Annotated in this window: 14 protein-coding genes; 3 read left to right on the forward strand and 11 right to left on the reverse strand. The window is 61.1% G+C overall.

What is annotated here, in order from left to right; all coding sequences use genetic code 11:
- Positions 1-100 precede the first annotated feature (100 nt).
- Positions 101-967 (forward strand): LysR family transcriptional regulator, encoded by an 867-nt coding sequence (locus tag ACVI9W_RS01210; RefSeq protein WP_038611654.1) that lies wholly within the window; start codon positions 101-103, stop codon positions 965-967.
- Here ACVI9W_RS01210 and ACVI9W_RS01215 read toward each other — a convergent pair.
- The 3 genes from ACVI9W_RS01215 to ACVI9W_RS01225 all read right to left on the reverse strand — a co-directional run bounded on the left by ACVI9W_RS01215 (position 941) and on the right by ACVI9W_RS01225 (position 3,097).
- Positions 941-2,098, reverse strand: coding sequence for an HPP family protein (locus ACVI9W_RS01215; RefSeq protein ID WP_461528904.1), 1,158 nt, complete (start codon positions 2,096-2,098; stop codon positions 941-943). The two genes, ACVI9W_RS01210 and ACVI9W_RS01215, sit on opposite strands and share 27 nt — an antisense overlap.
- Before the next feature lie 215 nt (positions 2,099-2,313).
- A complete protein-coding gene (locus ACVI9W_RS01220) occupies positions 2,314-2,472 on the reverse strand; it encodes a DUF2986 domain-containing protein (RefSeq protein ID WP_157192904.1) in 159 nt (52 codons plus the stop codon).
- 139 nt (positions 2,473-2,611) lie between these two features.
- A complete protein-coding gene (locus ACVI9W_RS01225; protein WP_461528905.1) occupies positions 2,612-3,097 on the reverse strand; it encodes an adenosine-specific kinase in 486 nt (161 codons plus the stop codon).
- 160 nt (positions 3,098-3,257) lie between these two features.
- On the opposite strand from ACVI9W_RS01225, the gene ACVI9W_RS01230 reads away from it, so the two are divergent.
- Positions 3,258-3,788 (forward strand): P-loop NTPase family protein, encoded by a 531-nt coding sequence (locus tag ACVI9W_RS01230; RefSeq protein ID WP_461528906.1) that lies wholly within the window; start codon positions 3,258-3,260, stop codon positions 3,786-3,788.
- Between the two features lie 12 nt (positions 3,789-3,800).
- On the opposite strand, the gene ACVI9W_RS01235 is transcribed toward ACVI9W_RS01230, so the two are convergent.
- The 3 genes from ACVI9W_RS01235 to ACVI9W_RS01245 form a co-directional block, all read right to left on the reverse strand.
- On the reverse strand, positions 3,801-4,418 hold the full coding sequence (locus ACVI9W_RS01235) for a GAD-like domain-containing protein (protein ID WP_461528907.1): 618 nt from the start codon (positions 4,416-4,418) through the stop codon (positions 3,801-3,803).
- A 71-nt stretch (positions 4,419-4,489) separates the two neighbouring features.
- The gene (locus ACVI9W_RS01240) at positions 4,490-5,107 is read right to left on the reverse strand and encodes a GAD-like domain-containing protein (protein WP_461528908.1); all 618 of its coding nucleotides are present in this window, start codon (positions 5,105-5,107) and stop codon (positions 4,490-4,492) included.
- 10 nt (positions 5,108-5,117) lie between these two features.
- The gene (locus tag ACVI9W_RS01245) at positions 5,118-6,476 is read right to left on the reverse strand and encodes a DUF6861 domain-containing protein (RefSeq protein WP_461528909.1); all 1,359 of its coding nucleotides are present in this window, start codon (positions 6,474-6,476) and stop codon (positions 5,118-5,120) included.
- 366 nt (positions 6,477-6,842) lie between these two features.
- On the opposite strand from ACVI9W_RS01245, the gene ACVI9W_RS01250 reads away from it, so the two are divergent.
- Positions 6,843-10,244, forward strand: a complete 3,402-nt coding sequence (locus ACVI9W_RS01250) for an Ig-like domain-containing protein (protein ID WP_461528910.1) — start codon at positions 6,843-6,845, stop codon at positions 10,242-10,244.
- Positions 10,245-10,336: 92 nt separating this feature from the next.
- On the opposite strand, the gene ACVI9W_RS01255 is transcribed toward ACVI9W_RS01250, so the two are convergent.
- The 5 genes from ACVI9W_RS01255 to bcsB all read right to left on the reverse strand — a co-directional run bounded on the left by ACVI9W_RS01255 (position 10,337) and on the right by bcsB (position 17,930).
- On the reverse strand, positions 10,337-10,624 hold the full coding sequence (locus ACVI9W_RS01255; protein ID WP_461528911.1) for a DUF3303 domain-containing protein: 288 nt from the start codon (positions 10,622-10,624) through the stop codon (positions 10,337-10,339).
- A 176-nt stretch (positions 10,625-10,800) separates the two neighbouring features.
- Entirely contained in the window at positions 10,801-11,019 is a 219-nt protein-coding gene (locus ACVI9W_RS01260; RefSeq protein ID WP_461528912.1) for a DUF4287 domain-containing protein, read from the reverse strand.
- A 25-nt stretch (positions 11,020-11,044) separates the two neighbouring features.
- A complete protein-coding gene (bcsC, locus tag ACVI9W_RS01265; RefSeq protein ID WP_461528913.1) occupies positions 11,045-14,590 on the reverse strand; it encodes a cellulose synthase complex outer membrane protein BcsC in 3,546 nt (1,181 codons plus the stop codon).
- Entirely contained in the window at positions 14,578-15,678 is a 1,101-nt protein-coding gene (gene bcsZ / locus ACVI9W_RS01270) for a cellulose synthase complex periplasmic endoglucanase BcsZ (protein WP_461528914.1), read from the reverse strand. Before bcsZ ends, bcsC begins: the two co-directional genes overlap by 13 nt.
- Positions 15,675-17,930 (reverse strand): cellulose biosynthesis cyclic di-GMP-binding regulatory protein BcsB, encoded by a 2,256-nt coding sequence (gene bcsB / locus ACVI9W_RS01275; protein ID WP_461531774.1) that lies wholly within the window; start codon positions 17,928-17,930, stop codon positions 15,675-15,677. The genes bcsZ and bcsB overlap by 4 nt, the downstream gene beginning before the upstream one ends.
- Positions 17,931-17,959 lie beyond the last annotated feature (29 nt).

A 17,959-nucleotide genomic window follows, 5' to 3' on the forward strand; every position in this document is an offset into this window, starting at 1 on the left:
AAGGCTCTCGCTGAAAATGTCCTTTCACTATAGACAGCGGCTCGCCCCAACTCTGTGCAAACCCACTAGAATGGGCAACCTTCCCCATCCGGCAACCTCCATGGATATCGAGCTGGCCCGCACTTTCCTTGAAATCGTCCGCAGTGGCAGCCTGGTCTCCGCCGCCGAGCGCCTGCACGTGACCCAGACGGCAATCACTGCGCGGGTGCAGAAGTTGGAGCAGCAACTGTCTTGCCAGCTGTTCATCCGCAGCCGCAGTGGCGCCAGCCTGACGGCCGACGGCGAAGCCTTCGTGGTGTATGCCAACCAGCTGGTGCAAACCTGGGAAGCCGCCCGCCGCGACCTGCCGCTGCCTGAGGGTTGTCACCAGGTGCTGCACATCGGCGGTGAAGTGAGCCTGGGCAACCCGATGGTGCTCGACTGGGTCAGCGCCCTGCACCGCAGCATGCCCAGCCATGCCATCCGCAACGAAGTCAGCGATGGCGAGTCGTTACTGCGCAAACTGGAAATGGGTGTGCTCGATGCCGTGCTGGTCTACCAGCCCACCTATGGGCCGGGCCTGCAGGTCGAGCAGTTGATGGAAGAAAAGCTCATCCGCATCCGCCGCAAGGACAAACCCGAGCCGTATATCTACATAGACTGGGGCCAGGCCTTTCGCCGCCAGCACGACGCCGCCCTGCCCGAGTGCGCCCGCCCTGCCCTGAGCTTCAACCTCGGCCCGCTGGCGTTGCAGTTCATCCTCGAAAACGGCGGCAGCGGCTACTTTCGCACCCGCGTGGTGCAGAGTTACCTGGACAGCGGTATTTTCGAACGCGTACCGCAAGCGCCAGAATTCACCTACCCGACCTACCTGGTACACGCCCGCGAGCGCGACACCGAAGCCCTGCAGCAGGCCTTCAGAATTCTGCGCCAGCTAGTGGCCGACGGTGACAGCGACTGGTCACAACGCTGGGACCCGGTCATCTGAGCGCGACGCGGCACTGAGCAGGTGCCGCTTGAGTCCGGCGATCAGATCGGTCTGGGTGATCACCCCGACCAGTTGCTTCCCCTCCAGCACCGGCAGACAATGCAGCCCCTGCTCGCTGAGCAACGGAATCAACGCCACCGCAGGTTCGTCACTGCGCACGGTAATCACCGGCCGGCTCATGATCTGCTCGACCCGCACCTGGCGGCGCCGAAACAGCCCGCGCCAACTGAATCGCCCCTGAGCCATGGCGGCCCCGACCAGGTCGCTGAGGGTTACGATACCGACCAGTTGCCGCGCTTCATCGAGCACCGGCAACGCCTTCAAATGATGACTCGACAGCTGCTTCCAGGCCTGCTGCAAGGTGCTGTCAGGCGTTGCCTGCTGCACATCCCGCGACATTACCGAAGCAGCGGTAATGCCGCCGAGGCTACGCTGCAATGCATGCTGCTCGGTCGCCAGAATGATCCGTTCCAGCTCATCGCGAGTGATGTCGACAAACTCACCCAGTTCCTCCAGCGCCTGATCCAGGTCCGCGCCACTGACCCCGACCCGCTCACTGGGAATCACATCGGCAGTGTGGTGCAGATCCTTGCGCGGTGCGGCGGTCTTCGGATAGCGCACCCCGGTGAGGCGGTTATAGATCACCGCCACAGCCACCAGCACCAAAGCATTGAGCATGATCGGTTCAAACAGCTTGTCGCCCAGCGCCGTCAGCGACGAATCCGCCAGCACCACACTGACCGCCACCCCGCCACCCGGTGGATGCAGGCAGCGCAGCATACACATCACCACCAACGCCAGGCCCAGTGCCAGCGCTGCCACCCACAACGCCGAACCGAACCAGTGATGCAGCACCAGCCCGACCACCGTGGCACTGGCATAGCTACCAACAAACGGCCAAGGCTGCGCCAGCGCCCCGGAATGCACGGCAAACAACAGCACCGCCGAAGCCGCCAGCGGCCCGAGCAGGTGCAGCGCTACGCTACTGCCAAAGGCATAACTGCAGGCGACGCCAGCCAGAAACAGACCAAGCAGTGCACCTACGCCTGCGCGTAGCCATTCTTTAGGAGGGATGTTCAGCGGGGCCGGCATCAGCCGGGCAAACCAGTTGTTCATACGGCGGGAAGACATGGGGAAATCAGCTACCTGGCAGTAAAAAAAGCCCGGCCAAAGGGGCTGGGCTGAGTATCGCGAGGGGCAATACCTAATGGGCTCCGTCCGTGGAGATGGAATTTTTTGCGCTTGCGGGTGATGCGTTGGGAGGGATTTTGACGGGGATGAATGCGGGGGTGGTAATTCAAAAAACTGAGGGGTGGGTGCAAAAATTTTGAGGGATGCGCGGCGACTCACTCAGAAGGCGTGTTTGAGTCGTCACTCGATTCAGCGGCCAGTTTCAACCGGTCAGCTTTGCTGATGTATTTAGGCTTGTTTTTCGGCGCCAGCTTGGCGCTGGCCTTTTTGGCGTGAGCCTTCAATAGCTGTTTGATTTTCTTTTGACGATTCATTCTTTTTACTCGGATGTTTACTGCTTGAATGGTATCAGCTCCAACCTGCTTTTTAGCCGGTCAGAAACATAAACGGATCGATGCATCTATCCTTCGAGTGCTTCTACGCCGCCCCGGGTCATGCCTGATCCGCCGCAATTCACAGCTTGTAGCCGATTTGCCGCAACAGGTTCTTGCGCCACAGGATGTCATCGTCGCCTTCAATGTCCTTGGCACAGAAGCCATCCACTACCCCCAGGATTGCTCGTCCTTGCTCTGTCTCAGCGAGAATCACTTCAACTGGATTGGCGGTTGCACAAAAAATACGGCAGACCTCTGGAACCATTTTGAGGCTGTTCAACACATTCAGCGGATAGAAACCGTCGCCCAGGAAAATGATGAAGCTATGGCCGGCGGCGATGGCTTTGGCATTCTTCTGCGCAAGGTCAATCATTGCGTTATCGGTGCCAGACCATCGCACCAGACATTGGCCAGAGGCCTCACAAAAGGCCACGCCAAACTGGATGCCTGGCACGGTATTGACCAACGCTTCATGGATGTCCTCGACGGACTTGATGAAGTGCGTCTGCCCCAAAATGAAGTTCGTCACATCCGGCTTATCGACTTTCAACGTGATGAGTTGCATTGCAAACGCCTCCTTTCACGATGTTGCTGCCAGCGCCTGGCAACAGATCAAGCATAGCTACTCATTTGTAATAGCTCCGCTCACCACCCGCTTGTGCAGTGATCTGTTACTGCCCACAGAAAACCTGCACAATTACCGGTTCGCCGAAAAGGACTTCTTCATGCAACGCATTGTAATTCTGGGCAACGCCGGCAGCGGCAAATCAACCCTGGCGCGCGCGTTGGGCAAGCGCCTGGATGTGCCTGTCGTGCACCTGGATAAACTGTTCTGGGAACCCGGCTGGATCGAGCCCGATGCCGAACAGTTCCGCCAACGTGTTGGCCACGCAGTGTCATCAGACGCGTGGATCTGCGAGGGCAACTACTCTCGGCGAACCTTTGACTTGAGGCTCCCACGCGCGCAGTTGATCATCTGGCTGGATACGCCACGTACTACCTGCTTTCGCCGGGTGATCGTGCGCAGTGTGTTGAACCGGCCTCGCGCCGATATGCCGGTCGGCTGCAGCGAGAAACTGGACAGGGCGTTCCTGACCTTCCTCAACTATGTATGGACTTTCGATCGTGACTACCGCCCCTCCATCGAGGCGATGCGCCTGGCCGTAGGGCCGCTTGTTCCGGTGGTTCATTTACGCGACGCGGAGCAGATTGCCGCGTTTCTGGCGCAGCCGCACGGGGTGAAGATTGCCGGGTAGCAACCTGTGCTCTCAAAACTCCGGAAATCCCCAATCTTGAAGGGGTGAGAGTTGGGACAAAAACTCAAGATGCTCGATCGTTTTGACTTTCTGCAGATTCTTCAACTCCATTGCCCCGCCGAGAGCTAAAGCCGGTACAAATCCATACATCTCATCGCTGTTGAGCTGACCAAGCTTTTCCAAGGCAGGCTTGAACAAACCGTCTAAGTCGTTGTGCTCGGGTCTGAGAAATGAAAAAAACACACTCACCCCAAAACCCAGCCTATCACCCGTAAATTTTGAGACACGACCAGAGTACCGCGCAGCATGCGACGAAATAGTCAGGCACCAACCACTTTTTTCTCCCCACACATAAAGCTTGCCAAAAGCGCTTCGTGCAATGACATAGTAGTTATCTCGCAGATAAAACTCCGTACTCGCCAGCCAATGTTCCAGCAGGCCCTCATATTCTTGTGGATTGACAACCCAAAATAGCCCCTCCGCGTAACCACCCCAACCATATTCATGCCAATACTCAAGCAGCCGCTCAGGCAGTTTGTTTTCATAGTGAGCAATGCTGGACCCTGGAGCTTCCCGGTGATCAAAAACAGGACTGAATTTTTTGAGGAAAAAATCATAATACTCATCCATAGTCGTGATCCTACTTATAGATTTCTAACTTGGCCTCCTCCGGACAGCGCAGTAGATGGCGGCTCGCCTCTTCAAAGCTCTGGAAAGCCCCAATCCTGGAGGGGTGAGAGTTGTGATAAAAACTCCAGATGCTCGATAGCTTTGACTTTCTGTAGGCTCCTCAACTCCATTGCCCCGCCAAGTGCTAAAGCCGGTACAAACCCATACATTTCGTCACTTGTAAGTTTGCCAAGATTTTCCAGGGCAGGTCTGAAAAGCCCTTCCAAGTCGTTGTATTCAGCTTCTAGAGATGAGAAAAACACCCTTACACCGAAATCTAGCCTATCACCTGCAAATATGGACTCACGGGTAGAGAAACGGCCCATATAAGTGGTAATCGTCAAGCAGTAAGCGCTTTTCTCACCCCACACATAGATCAATCCAAAGGCACTACGTGCAATAACATAATATTTATCCTTCTGGCTAATTCCTGTACTAGCAAGCCATTGCTCCAGCAGCACTTCATAGTCCTGAGGATTTACCGTCCAAAACAGCCCATCAGCGTACCCACACCACCCGTGCTCTCCCCAATATTCAAGCAGTTGATCAGGTAGTTTATTTCTGTATCGCTGGATACTTGAAAGCGGAACTTCCTGACGCTCTATTGCTGGGCCGAAATTCTTGATGAAAAACGCATAATCTTCATCCATAGCAAGGTCCTTATTTGCATCTTTCAAGTCGTGCGCTGATTTGTGTGGTACGGCGCATTGCCTCAGGCACATCATTTGCAGCTACATCCAGCCCGCCTATACGGCTAGGCCATTGGGGGCCAATACTAGAATTGACACGCCGATCCCCGAAACCACTAATGATGTCCTTCCCTCCCGCGAATAGATCAGGATTATGCAATGCGGCTAGGGTGGCCATTTTCTGGGATGCTATTTCCTGGGCCAAGAGTCTTGCTTGTTCCGCAGGCAATCCTTCCGACCGCAGCTTTTCACGAAACTTGCTCTCTATGTCAAGCCTAAGTGCTCGCCGAGCATCTGTAGCAACCTTCGAATTCCTAACAACCAGCTTATTCGTAAACGCATCCCTCCCCTTCAGATACTCATCCACGGTCAGCTCATTAAGTCCCTTCTGCTGCCCTGCCAACTGCCGGTCAAACTCCGCAATCTTGCTGGCGGGCATGTTGCTTGCGTTAAAGCATGGCACTTTATGCTCTGGCATGCCCACCGGTCTTTTGCGCACTGGCGGTTGCGCTTGGCGATGCGCAGGTGACGCCGGCTCCTGCGGGCCATAAGCGCCTTTACGGGGGGCTGGTGGCTGCAGGTCCGGGTGCTTTTTCAAGGCGTCTTCGTGTTTGAGCATCCATTGCCCCAGCCGCGCCCCCATGGGGCTTGCCTGCATTTCCTGGGCAAGGACATGGGCATTGCCCCGGCCCCGGATGAGGTAAGCAACCATGGCGCCCAGCAACAGCACCACAACTTCCTCGTGCCCACGCGCAATGTGGTGGGCCGCGCTTTGCGAGGCAAAGGGATCGTCCTGGCTGAACGGATTCAGGCCGTCGTCACCACGGGGGCCATTCCAGGCGATGTTGATTCCGTCCAGGTAGTACTTGCCAATGCGTGGCAGCCCCTCGACAAAAAACTCGGCAACCGACACCAGCCCGAGCATCCCCAGTAACCAGGTACTGACTTGCAAGCCCATTGCCGCACCGGCCGCACCGAGGGGAATGGCACCCGCGCCTCCGGCAAAAAAACCTACCCCCGCGCCAATGGCGCCTCCGGTCACGGCACTGCCGACAACAATCATTGCCATCTGCGTGACCACCTCCAGCAACTCGGTGAGGATGCTGGCGATGTCGAGCCCGGAAAAACGTTGCCTCAACGTTTGAGCAGCTTGCCACTGTGCTCGATTGAATGCCGCCCTGACACTTTCGACGCGGCGAATGTTAAGGCCGATGCTGGGGACGATTTCATTGAGGTGGGTACGAAATCGACCTCCACCCTGATAGCCCATATCCCGGGTAACCCGGTCCTCTATCTCGAACCACGAGGGCACGATGTTCCATAAAAACATTCGCTGTCTCCCTGACACTGCCTTGCTGCTGAGCAGCAACAGACGCTAGGGAGATAGGAGAACGCTGTCAAAAACGCGGTGTTTAATCGAGCAGGATGAGCCAGAGAAGTATCCGACCCTCCACCAGAATTGGGGAACTACACCCGCCCATCCAGACGCATCCCCGCTGTTTGTAGAAAAATCCCCCACCGCTGCACACAGCCCAATAAGAAATATTTAGAAACATCCCATTAATAAGCCTGAACTTTTATCCCGCCTTGAGCACATGGCCCATCTGTTGCTATGGCCCCTCCAAGCGCTGCAGCTGCCGCCTCCACTTTGGGGACGGCAGGTTTCGCCGTTTCGGCATGACGCGAGGGGAAAAGCATGAAAAACGCTACACCAGGGGTGTATTCACGAAGCTGTTTATGGGGGCCGGGGGTGGTCTCGGTGATGTTGATCAGCGCCAGCCTGGCGTCGGTCAATGCAGCCCCCCTCGATGATTTCGGCCCACCACCACCGACCGACCCGTCCGCTTTCACTAACCCACCCGCCGACCCGAAGGCCGCGCTGGAGGCCCTGGAAAAAATGCCGCCGGCCAACCAGGGCGCGCTGGCCTTGCCCAATGGCGTATTTGGCGACCGCAACACACCGCGGGCCGACAACGTGCTGCCGCCCGCCGCACAGACCTCGTTCAATTACCCCACCAACGGCAAACCCAGCCCGTTGTTCGGGGCTCTGCCGTTTACCCAGCAATTGCTGTTGTTCGAAGAATTCGGTACGGAAAAATTCGACCCGACACTGCCGGCGCCACCGCTGAAGTTCCCGGTACCCAAGGTCGGTCCCGCCCCGCAACAGGACCCCAACAGCGTTGCCCGCAGCGCGCCTTCCGTCACCGAGCTGGATGATTTCATGCGCCAGCCGGGGCTGTTCCCGTTTCCATCACAGTATTCCAACGTGCTCGATCGCAACCCCTGGAAGAGGCAAATCGAAGACTTCCTCAATCGTTATCCAGTGGGGTCTCCCGCCGAAGGGCGGCCACCCGGAAAAGGCTGGTCGCACCAGCGCTGGAACGAGTTCTTCCCTCAGGTCGATTTCAAGACCGTGCAAACGGGTGCGCGGCTCAACCTCGGCCTGCGCGACCGCGGGCAACTGCACAATTACGCGGTCGGCGAGTTCGCCCCCGGCGGGCTGTACTACCAGACCTCGGACCTGCCGACCACGGCCGGCACCACCCACGGTATCGACACCCGCTTCCATCCGAACATGCCAGTGCAGAATCACAACTCGCTGTGGACCTTCGACGGCACCTTCCCGGCCAAACTGCTGATGGCCCGCTACGGTCAACCGCTGCTGATGCGTCACTACAATGGCCTGCCGATCGACCCCGCAGCCAACGCAGGTTTCGGTCTGCACACCATCAGCACCCACGAGCACAACGGCCACGCCCCCGCCGAAAGCGACGGCTACACCAATGCGTTCTTCTTTCCGGGGCAGTACTACGACTACCGCTGGCCGCTGCAACTGGCCGGTTACGACACCATCAACACCGACGCCCATGACCCGCGCGCAGCGTTCCCCTGCTCGCCGGGAGAAAAGCTGTTCGTCAACGACCGCAGCCCTGGCCTGAAGACCTGTGACAACGGCAGCATCAAGATTCGCGGCGACTGGCGCGAAACCATGAGCACCCACTGGTTCCACGACCACATGCTCGATTTCACCGCGCAGAACGTCTACAAGGGCAATGCGGTGATGATGAACTACTACAGCGCCCTGGATCGCGGAAACGAAGCACTCGACGATGGCGTCAACCTGCGTCTGCCCAGCGGTTCGGCGCTGGCCTGGGGCAACCGCGACTACGATGTGAACCTGTTGGTTGCCGACAAGGCCTGGGACGCAAACGGCCAACTGTGGTTCAACCCGTTCAACACCGATGGCTTTCTCGGTGACCAGATCCTGGTCAACTGGCAGTACCAGCCGCGTCTGAAAGTGCGGGCGCGCAGCTATCGCTTCCGCATCCTCAATGGTTCGGTGTCGCGCTACTTCAAGTTTGCCGTGGTGCGTGAAATCGCCGGCAATGGCGGCGAGTTCCCGGGGCCGTCCGGCTCAGGCGTGTCCTATGCTCGTGTACCGTTTCACCTGATCGCCAACGACGGCAATCTCATGGAACACACGGTGCCGTTCGACGGCAGCATGGACCTGGACGGCGATGGCGACCGTCAGAACCACAACGCCATCCTGCCCACCCAGGGCATCGCCGAACGTTTCGACATCATCATCGATTTCGCCAAAAACGGAATCAAACCTGGCAACAAGATCTACTTCGTCAACCTGATGGAACACAAGACCGGCAAGGGCCCGGAGAAAAACCCGTTGAGCCTGGCCGACGTGCTGTCGGAGAAGTACAAAGCCGTGATCAAGCAGACCAGCAAAGGCCCGCAATGGGACAAGGGCGATCCGGCGGTGGGCAAGTTCCTGCAATTGCTGGTGCAGCCTTACAGCGGCCAGGACCTGAGCATGAACCCGGCCGACTTCGAACCGGCAAAACCGGGCAAACCTGCGGGTAAATACATGATCCCCTTGACCCTCGATCGCGACGACCCGGCCGTTCAGGCCAGGCTCAAGGCAGCGCGGCATCGCGAGTTCATTTTCGGCCGTTCCGATGGCACCGACGAAGCACCGTGGACGATCAAGACCGACGGTGGTGTCGGTTACAACATGGACCCGCGCCGCATCAGTGCTGCCCCGCAACTGGCCAACGGCCCGACGGATGCCGGGTTCTCCGGCGACGGCACGCTGGAAGTGTGGAAGATCATTAACGGCGGCAACGGCTGGAACCACCCGGTACACGTGCATTTCGAAGAAGGCATCATCCTCAGCCGCGACGGCAAGGCACCACCGGAATGGGAGAAATGGTCGCGCAAAGATGTCTATCGCATCGGTGAAGGGATCGACAGTTCAGTCGATGTCGAAATGGCCATCCACTTCCGTGAGTTCGCCGGCACCTACATGGAGCACTGCCACAACACCCAGCATGAGGACACCTCGATGTTGCTGCGCTGGGATGTCGAGCATCCGGGTCAGTTCCAGTTGATGCCGACCCCGCTGCCTGGCTGGGATGGGGTCACCTACGTCGACTCTGCCGCGTTGCCGACCTTCCGTACCGGCGACCGGGACGACGACAACCAGGGCGATAACAAGAAGCCGCTGGCCAACCCCGACAGTGCCGCCAGCAGCAACGGCCGGCCGCTGATCATCAACGTGCTGGCCAACGATACCGACCCCGACGGCAACCTGCCGCTCAAAGTGGTGGACCTGACCCAGCCGGACTCCGGCCAGGGCACGACCAGCACCGACGGCCTGCGCGTCACCTATACACCGCCGGCCATTGTCCCTGCGCCGTTTACCGCGACCTTCACCTATAACGCCAGTGATGCCAAGGATGCGGTATCGGAGAAACCGGCGACGGTATCGGTGGCGGTCAGTGCCGCAGCGGTCAACGAGGAACTGGTGATCAGCAGTGCCTCGGTCACCGCCCGCAGCAACAACCGCTACACCTGGGAGCTGGCGGGCACGACGTCACTCGCTACCGGGAACACGATCACGGTGACCGCCTCGACCGTCGCCGGCCCGCTGAGCCTCGGCACGGCGATGCTCAGCCCTACGGGTTCCGGAGCACGCTGGCGGGTGTCGGTGACCACCACCGGTAGCGCGCCGACGAGCAACCCGACGGTGACCGTCAACTCGTCCGCAGGCGCGAAGGTGACGGCGCCGATCGTCGTGCGCTAGTGGGTGGGTGATACCGGGTTGCCCTTTACCGGGCAACTGCGGGAATCGGGCCAAACGCTTGGCCCGATTCCCGCAACAATGCCTGCGAAAACTCAAACACTCATCTGACTCACCACTGCCTTCAGCAATGGCGCAGCTTGCTCGTCAGTCATCGCCGGAAGCACCTGCATGTCCATCAGGTCGCTCCAGTCCAGTACCCATTTGAGCACCAGGCTCAGGTCATCGGTTTCGGCCACGGCAAAGCCTTGGCGGCTACCGACGGCATGCCAGCGACCAAGGACTTTGAGATTAGCGGGTGGAGCGCCGCCGGTCTGAATAAAGCGGGCCAAGGCAGCGTTGCGGTTTTCCGTGGTGATGGTCCAGTGAATGATGTACAGCATGAGGCACCTCCCAGTCGGGATCGGCGCCTGTTCGCCACGCCTGGCTGCAGGGCGCCGAGGCCACAGCAGGCGGCTGCCATACAGGTGTGTTCATGCCTTGCCAACCACGCCTGAAACTACAGGTTCAATTATTAGGAATAGCAGAGATTCAGAGCAGGGGCTCCCACCGGGGACGGTCAGGTGTTTTTGCTGGCAGCCAGAAAATGGGCAACCAGCGCATTGGCATGGCCATGCCCCAGACCATGCTCAGTCTTCAGCCACGCCACCATTTCCATGTGTTTTTTACCACTGACTGTTTTAAGCAGCTCCAGCCAATGCGTAATGGGTTGCCCATACTTTTTTTCAATCGAAGGAAAGTACGAAGCAGGTCCTTTGACTTTTGCATCTTCGCTCACGGTGCACACTCCTGTTCCATCGGTTTCAACGAAACTCCGCATAAGGCTTGAGCGGATTCACCGGCAACGGCAGGTTGCCCTGCCACGGGTCAAAGCTGTAACGCAGGTACAGCAACGCGCGATTGGGCGAATAGTCTTCGCTGCGTTGCAGGGTGAACCCGCCGCCCAGCACCCAATGATCATCCAGGCGCCGCTCGACCAGGGCCTGGGCCAGATAACCCAGCCCCTTGTTGTTGTCGCCTTCACGCGTACCGTCGATGTTTCCTTGCGCCCCACCATAGTAGTTGACGATGTCATCGTTGACCGAAGACAGCGGGAAGGTGCGCTCATCATCACTGCGCGCCCAGGAATAGCCCAGCGAGCCTTCCAGGTACACCGACCAGTCAGGGTTGCGCCAGGCGTAGCTGACCGGCACGCCGAACGACAGGTAGCGCTGCGGGCTGTAGTAGCCGCCCTGGCCCAGGGTGTAGCCGCTGAGGTTGCGGTCGTAGTGCCAGGTCATGGCAGTGGCACCGATGCGCAGTTCTTCGTCGACACGGTTGATCAACCGGTAGTAGTAACCGCCCATGGCGCGCCAGCGTTTGTTGTCTTCGACGTTCTTGCCTTGCAGCCAGTGGTAACCGAGGCTGGCCCATACGCCATCGTCCAGGCCCCGATCACGGCTCAGGCCCAGGGTAAGCCCGGTAGCCGTCACACCACCCCAGCTGATGCCGGTGCGCGGGTCCTCGGCGCCGGCGTAAGACAGTAACGAGTTGTTCATCGGCCGCCGCGAACCGGTCAGCGACCAGCCGATGCCGTGGGCCTTGCCATCGAAGGTGACGCCGCCCAACAGGTTCTGCACTTCGAAGCCCATGGGCGAGGTGCCGATGTCGGCGCTGATGCCATCGCCCTGCCAGCCTGCGGCCAGGGTGACGCCATCAGCGGTTTCCTTGCCGCCAGGGCAACCCGTGTTGGTGACGCCCTTGCCACCAAACGAACAACTGCCGAAGGCTTCGTGGTGCCGGCCGTCGGCGTCGGTATCGAAGCTCGCCGCACGCAGTCCCACCTGCTCGACGCGGGCAAAGCCAAGGCCATCACCTACCGGCATCTGCGCATGGACCATGGTGGTCGAGGTGGTGAGATCGGAAATACCCTCGGCGCCATCATTGTCGCGCCAGCCGTAATCCTGCTGGACCGTCACGGTCGGACTCTGCCGCTGATAGCGCTTGTCGACATCCTGGCGCAGGCTTTGCCGCAACCAGTCGTCTTCATCCTTGGCGCGGCTGGCGCGGGTCAAGGCGATGTCATCGCGCGGGCTGGCCTGTTCGGCGCTCAGCAACCCGGCATCGCGCATGGCCAGTGCGTAGTAATCCAGCGCCTGATCGGCCTGTGCGTTCGGCACCATGCGCGCCAGGTCGCGGTAGAGCAAGGCGTCCGGGCTGGTCTTGCGCCGGGCGACGTCGGCCAGCAGTACCCGCGCCTTGTCACGCTCACCCACGGCGGCCCAGGCATTGCCGAGGCGCCGGCGCTCGTCGACACGTTCTACGGGTATCTGCGGTTCATGCTGCTGCAGTATCTGCCGGGCAGCAGTTGTTTCGCCCTGTTCGATCAACACCTCGATATGCCCCAGGCGCGCCTGCGTATCGTTTGGTTGCAAGGCCAGGATACGGCTGTAGTAACCATCGGCGGCGCTCAGGTCAGCCGACTGCCGCGCCCAACCGGCCAGCTGCTGCAGGTCGCCAATCTGTTGCGCGACGGGCTGGTTGGCAGCCAGTTGCCCTTCCAGTACGGCCATTGCCCCGGCAATGTCGCCGCTGTCGGCGAGCGCGCGGGATCGATCGAGAACAACCTGACGCTGCAAGCGTTTGTGCAAGGCCTGCATGCTGTCGTTCCACTGCCTGGCGGGCACCTGTTCAAGGGTGTCCAGCCCGGCCTGACTGCGCCCGTCCGCCTCCAGGTACAAACCATGGGCGAAGCGTGCAGTCGGCTCCTGGCCCTGGCGCGACAGCAGGTCGGCGAACACCGCATCGGCTTGCGGCCCCTTGCCCTGCATGCGCAAGGCTCGGGCCAGGTCGCTGGCCAGCCACGGGTCGTTCGGCGCCAGCTGACGGGCCTGGCTCAATTGCCGCTCGGCGCCCGCCCAGTCCTGGCGCTCCAGCGACTGCCGGGCCTGGCCGCGCAACAGCTCCAGTTGCGAACTGCCAGACGACTGACCACCGGCGGACTGCGCAGCCCACTGACGCTGCTTGGCCGGCAAACTGGCGATGTAGCGCGAATAACGCGCCGGCGATTGCGCCTGGTACAGCCGCGACAAGGCGCGCACGGTGTTTTCGTTGCCCGGCTGCAAGCGCGACGCTTGCAGGTAGTACTGCTCGGCGCGCGGCAGCTGCTTGCGCGCCATCGCCACATTGCCCAGGCCGAGCAGCGCCAGCGGCTCCTTGGGATCGCGGCGGGCGGCCTCTTCATACGCCTGTTGGGCGACGTTGTAATTGCCTACGTTCAGCGCCTGCCGACCGCGCTGCATCAGCAGCCAGTATTCGGTGGACGCCAGCAGCTCGTGCCACTTGCTGAGGATGTAGGTGTCCTGCTCTTCGGCGACCGCCTGTTTGAGCCAGTCGACCGCCTCCTGACGACGGCCCTGCCGCGCCAGGGCCAGGCCCAGGTAGCCCTTGAGGGTGGCATCCTTCGGGTACGCGGCCAGGGCTTTGCGCAGGTTGCGCTCGGCCAGCGCGGGTGTGCGCTTCTCTACCAGCATGCGGATACCCAGCTGACCGGCGCGCCAGGCCGGATCACCGGTGAGTTTCTGTTGCCCGGCGAGCAGCTCCTGCACTTGCGCCTGGTGAGCGTCACCGGGGTAGCGATCAAGGAACGCCTGCCAGGCACGGACGCTGGCATCGCTGACCGGTTGCTTGCTCAGGTAGGCATACTCCAGGCCGGCAGCGAGGTTACGCGACTGGCTTTCGCCGGCCATGCGCTTGACCACGGCCATGGCCTCGTCGTTGCGTTTGGCACGAAACAACTGCTCGGCAAGAAACTGCTGCAGCTCGGGACTGCCCGGGTACTGCTTGTCCAGGGTGTAGAGGTGGTCGATGGTGGTCGGCAACTGGTCGGGCAAGCGGCTACGGATGCGCCAGTACTCCAGCGCCAGCTCCAGGCTTGGCGGTTCGCCCTTGCCAAAGGCCGCCTCATAACGCGTCAGCGCCTCTTCGAAACGCCCGGCGGTAGCCAGCAGGCGAATCTGTTGCAGGGTCTGCTCGCCCTCCCCGCTGTTCATTTCCAGCAGGCGCAGCATCTGTCGGTCTTGCGGGCTGTCCGGAGCCAGGCGATGCAGGTCGGCATACAGTTGCCGGGCGCGGTCGATTTCGCGGGTGCGCACCGCCTGGCGGATCGAGGCGGTAAGCGCGTCGAGGTTGTTCGGCTCCAGCAGGCGCAAGCGCGCCAGGGAATCTTCCACCAGGCTCTCGCGGTGCGTGGCTTCACCCAGGCGAATCTGCTGCATCAGCCATTCGCGCTGTTCGCTACGGTCTGCGGGCTGGGCCAGCAGCGTCAGGGGTACCGCGCTCAGGCACAGCAAGGTTGTCAGTTTTCGCATTGCGCTTTTTCCCAGCCTGGAACCAGTCTTCCTTTGGCGTCGAATCGATAACGACGCTCATCCCATCCCTGGCCAAACAGGCTCAGTACGCGGTTGTAGTAACCGCTGGCCGGCGACTGCAACAATCGCTGCCGCTGCTGTTGCAGGCCGTGCTGTTCTTTCAGTGCCGCCAGCAGCGGCAGCAAGGCGGCAGAAAAACCCACCGGCCCGTGGCCGCTGGCCTCACCGGTTTCGACATTGACGGTTTCCGGCGGAACGCCCTGTTTGAGGGTCAAGGCAACCATTGGCCGGTAGCGCTCAAGCAATGCCTCACGGCCATTGGCAGAGGGATCGAGCATACCCAGCCACAGGTACACGCGGATGGCATCGTAGCTACCCTTGGCGCCGTTGACCGGATCACTGGCCAAGCTGCCGTTGTCGCGCACCGCCAGCCAGTCGGGCGCCAGGCCCTTGGGAGCGCTGTCGAGCAGCAATTTGCGGCTGTTGCGGGCCAGCTCCTCCCAGAGCGGCGCCAGTTCGGCAAAGCGGTCCAGCACCTGCGGCGGCAAGTAGCTGGTGTTCAGCCGGGTGCCCTGTGCGCTGGTAAAACCGCGGTCACCCGGCAGCAGCATCACACCGACGCCGGGCAGCGGCCGCACGGTCTGTGCAGCGACCCGCCAGAGCACCTGGATGGCCAGTTCGCGGTACTCGGCCACGGCCCACAAGCGCCCGGCCTCCAGCAGGCTGTAGGCGAGCCACAGGTCGGCATCGCTGGCGTTGTTGCTGTCCAGCACGCGCCATTTGCCTTTTTCGTCCTGCCCCCATTTCCACGCCGGTAACTGCTTGCTCAGGTTGCCGCCGGCGAGGTTGTTCTCGGTCCAGTTGAGCAGTTGTTTAAAGCGCTCGTGATCGTTCGCCACCAGGGCGAAGAACAGCCCGTACGTCTGCCCTTCCGAGGTGCTGATGCGCCCTTGGGCCGGGTCGATCACCCGCCCGTCAGGGCTGACCAGGTCAGCCTTGAACTGCTCCCAGGCCGGCCAGCAACCGGCCGTCGCGAGCGACGCGCACAGCCATAGCGCGCCGCCCAGCAGCCACTTCGAAGCGGTCATTCCTTGCCCTCAAGCAGACGCCGGCGCGCGACCCAGGCCAGCAGACGCCAGGCCACCACACCCAGCAGGACAATGCTCAGCACCGCGCCCAGGGCCAACAGCACCGGGTGGTAGGAGAGCTTCACCCAGAGCAGCATCCACCACGGCAGGCGACCGACGAAGTAAGTGTCGCCGACATAGTGGCTGCTGACGCCACTGCTGCGGATCAGGCTGACCGAGCCGCGAATATGGTCATTGAGCTTGCCGGGATCGGTCAGGGCCTGGCGCAGCAGCGTGTAGTCGGCATCGTCGCTGGCCAGCAGCGCAACGATGCTGCGTTGCGAGTGAAACGGCGACTGCATACCGGTGATCGCCGCAATCGGGGCGCGTGCGATCACGTCGACCTGGCTGGCGGGTTTGTTGCGCACATCTTCACGCAAGCGTTGCACGCTGCTGGCATCCAGCGGCCACGGCGAACGTGCCTGGCGCAGCCAGTCGCGCGAACGGTCGAGCAGCAGGTTCAGCTCACGGCCGTTGCCGTTGCGCAGGTCGTCCGGCAGCGGGCCCAGCACCAGCAGATCGGCATCAGCCTTGGCGGCCACCGCCCAGTCGTCAGCCAGTTGCAGCCCGAGTGCCGGGTAACCGATACGCGAGGCCATCCCGGCGACCAGGTCGAGCATGGTGCCCAGCTGCAACTCGTTGGGCTTGCCCGGCATCAGCAGCAGGGTCTGCGACAGGTCGGCCATGCGGCTGAACGGGAACGCACTACGGGCGAACGCGCGCAGGTCGGGCATGGCGATGTAGTGGTAGTAGCCGGACAGATCGATGGTCGAGTTTTCGTCGATGGCCGCCTGCACGTCGGCCGGCAGGAAGGTCTGGCACTGGCCGTTCTGGGCGTTGCCGACCTTGCTGGCGAAGCTGAAGTCGTAGCGCAGTTTGTTGCGGTCTTCGACTTTTGCCGCCGGTACCAGAGTCTTGTCGGACAGCGTCGAGGTATCCGCCGAGAACACCCGCGTGCGCAGTTCCTGCAACGCCGCGCCCATGCCATCGGAACCTGGCAGCGGAATGCTGCCGACGAAGTGGTCGTTGAGACGGATGGTCAGGCGTGATTCATCGGTCACCACTGGTGGCGTGTAGCGATACAGGGTTTGCACAGCAACCCCCTGATTGCGCCAGACGAACAGATCAGGCGGCACGTTGAGCGACAGCTCGATCGGCTGCGGGCGCAGGCCGTTGACTTGCAGCTGGCCCGGATAGTCCTGCAGTTCGGCGAAGCGCACCGGGCGGTCGGTGCGCACCCAGTTCGGCGCATCGTAAGGTTCGCGTGGCTTGAGTTCCTGAACCCCCTGCACTGCCACCCGCGACCCACGGAACAGGTCGGTGCCCACGGCCAGTGCCGAGGCGGCCTTGACCAGGTCGTCTTCGTTGCGGCCCAGCACCAGCAGCACCTTGCTGTAACGGTTGTCCGGGTGGGTGATTTGCTGGATCACCGGCCCTTCCACCGGCGGGAAACGCTCAAGGTCGGCCAGGAACGCCGGGCGCCGGTCGTTGGTGGCAAAGACGATGCTCGGCAGCGGTTGCATCGCGGTCTGCGCCGGTAGCTGGTTGTAGAGCACCGGGAAGGTCGCCATGCGCCATTTCGCCTTGCTGCCGAAATACGAGGCGAGAATCGCCGCGGCCTTCTGCTCGCCTAGCCCCGGGCTGCCGGCGAAGACCATGGGAATGCTCAGCTGGTCAGTGTCGCGCGCATCAAAATACGGCAGCGGGAAATACGCCAGGTCGTTGTCGGTGACCAGTGCCTGTTCATCGACACGGATCACGCTCTTGCGGCTGACGTTCAGCCACAGCGAACTGTGTGCCGGGTCTTCGCAGATGTCGGTGTAGTGGCCGACGAACTCCACGCGCACGCGGTTGAAGTCCTGCACCAGTTTCGGGTCGAGGGCCATGCGTTGCTGGCGCGGCTGGCCGATGTCGTCGGCACTGATCGGCACCACGCCCATGAGCTCGTCGTTGAGGTACACCCGCAGGTGCGACAGGCGTGGCACCAGCGCCGGCGACGGGGTGAAATTCAACTCCAGCTCGACGCTGCTGGCGAGGCGGTCGCGACGCAGGCTGAATTCGATCTGGTCGCTGTTGCGCACGCCCATCAGCAGACTGTCGCTACCGCGTCCGAGGCTCTCGAAGGTTTGTGCACGCAACCAGTGGGGTACCTGTGGCGCGGCAGTAGTGATGGCTGGCTGCTCTTCGGCAGCCAGGGTGAACGGCAAGCCCATGGCCGCAACTAGCAGAGCCAGGGTCCATG

This window comes from Pseudomonas sp. 210_17 TE3656 (assembly GCF_054821965.1).

Excerpts from the sequence above, each read along its gene's own strand:
- ACVI9W_RS01220 (WP_157192904.1), bottom strand. The coding sequence starts at position 2,472 with ATGAATCGTCAAAAGAAAATCAAACAGCTATTGAAGGCTCACGCCAAA.
- ACVI9W_RS01230 (WP_461528906.1), top strand. The coding sequence starts at position 3,258 with ATGCAACGCATTGTAATTCTGGGCAACGCCGGCAGCGGCAAATCAACC.
- bcsZ (WP_461528914.1), bottom strand. The coding sequence starts at position 15,678 with ATGACCGCTTCGAAGTGGCTGCTGGGCGGCGCGCTATGGCTGTGCGCG.
- bcsB (WP_461531774.1), bottom strand. The coding sequence starts at position 17,930 with ATGGGCTTGCCGTTCACCCTGGCTGCCGAAGAGCAGCCAGCCATCACT.
- ACVI9W_RS01210 (WP_038611654.1), top strand. The coding sequence starts at position 101 with ATGGATATCGAGCTGGCCCGCACTTTCCTTGAAATCGTCCGCAGTGGC.
- ACVI9W_RS01235 (WP_461528907.1), bottom strand. The coding sequence starts at position 4,418 with ATGGATGAGTATTATGATTTTTTCCTCAAAAAATTCAGTCCTGTTTTT.
- ACVI9W_RS01245 (WP_461528909.1), bottom strand. The coding sequence starts at position 6,476 with ATGTTTTTATGGAACATCGTGCCCTCGTGGTTCGAGATAGAGGACCGG.
- ACVI9W_RS01225 (WP_461528905.1), bottom strand. The coding sequence starts at position 3,097 with ATGCAACTCATCACGTTGAAAGTCGATAAGCCGGATGTGACGAACTTC.
- ACVI9W_RS01215 (WP_461528904.1), bottom strand. The coding sequence starts at position 2,098 with ATGTCTTCCCGCCGTATGAACAACTGGTTTGCCCGGCTGATGCCGGCC.
- ACVI9W_RS01250 (WP_461528910.1), top strand. The coding sequence starts at position 6,843 with ATGAAAAACGCTACACCAGGGGTGTATTCACGAAGCTGTTTATGGGGG.
- bcsC (WP_461528913.1), bottom strand. The coding sequence starts at position 14,590 with ATGCGAAAACTGACAACCTTGCTGTGCCTGAGCGCGGTACCCCTGACG.
- ACVI9W_RS01240 (WP_461528908.1), bottom strand. The coding sequence starts at position 5,107 with ATGGATGAAGATTATGCGTTTTTCATCAAGAATTTCGGCCCAGCAATA.
- ACVI9W_RS01255 (WP_461528911.1), bottom strand. The coding sequence starts at position 10,624 with ATGCTGTACATCATTCACTGGACCATCACCACGGAAAACCGCAACGCT.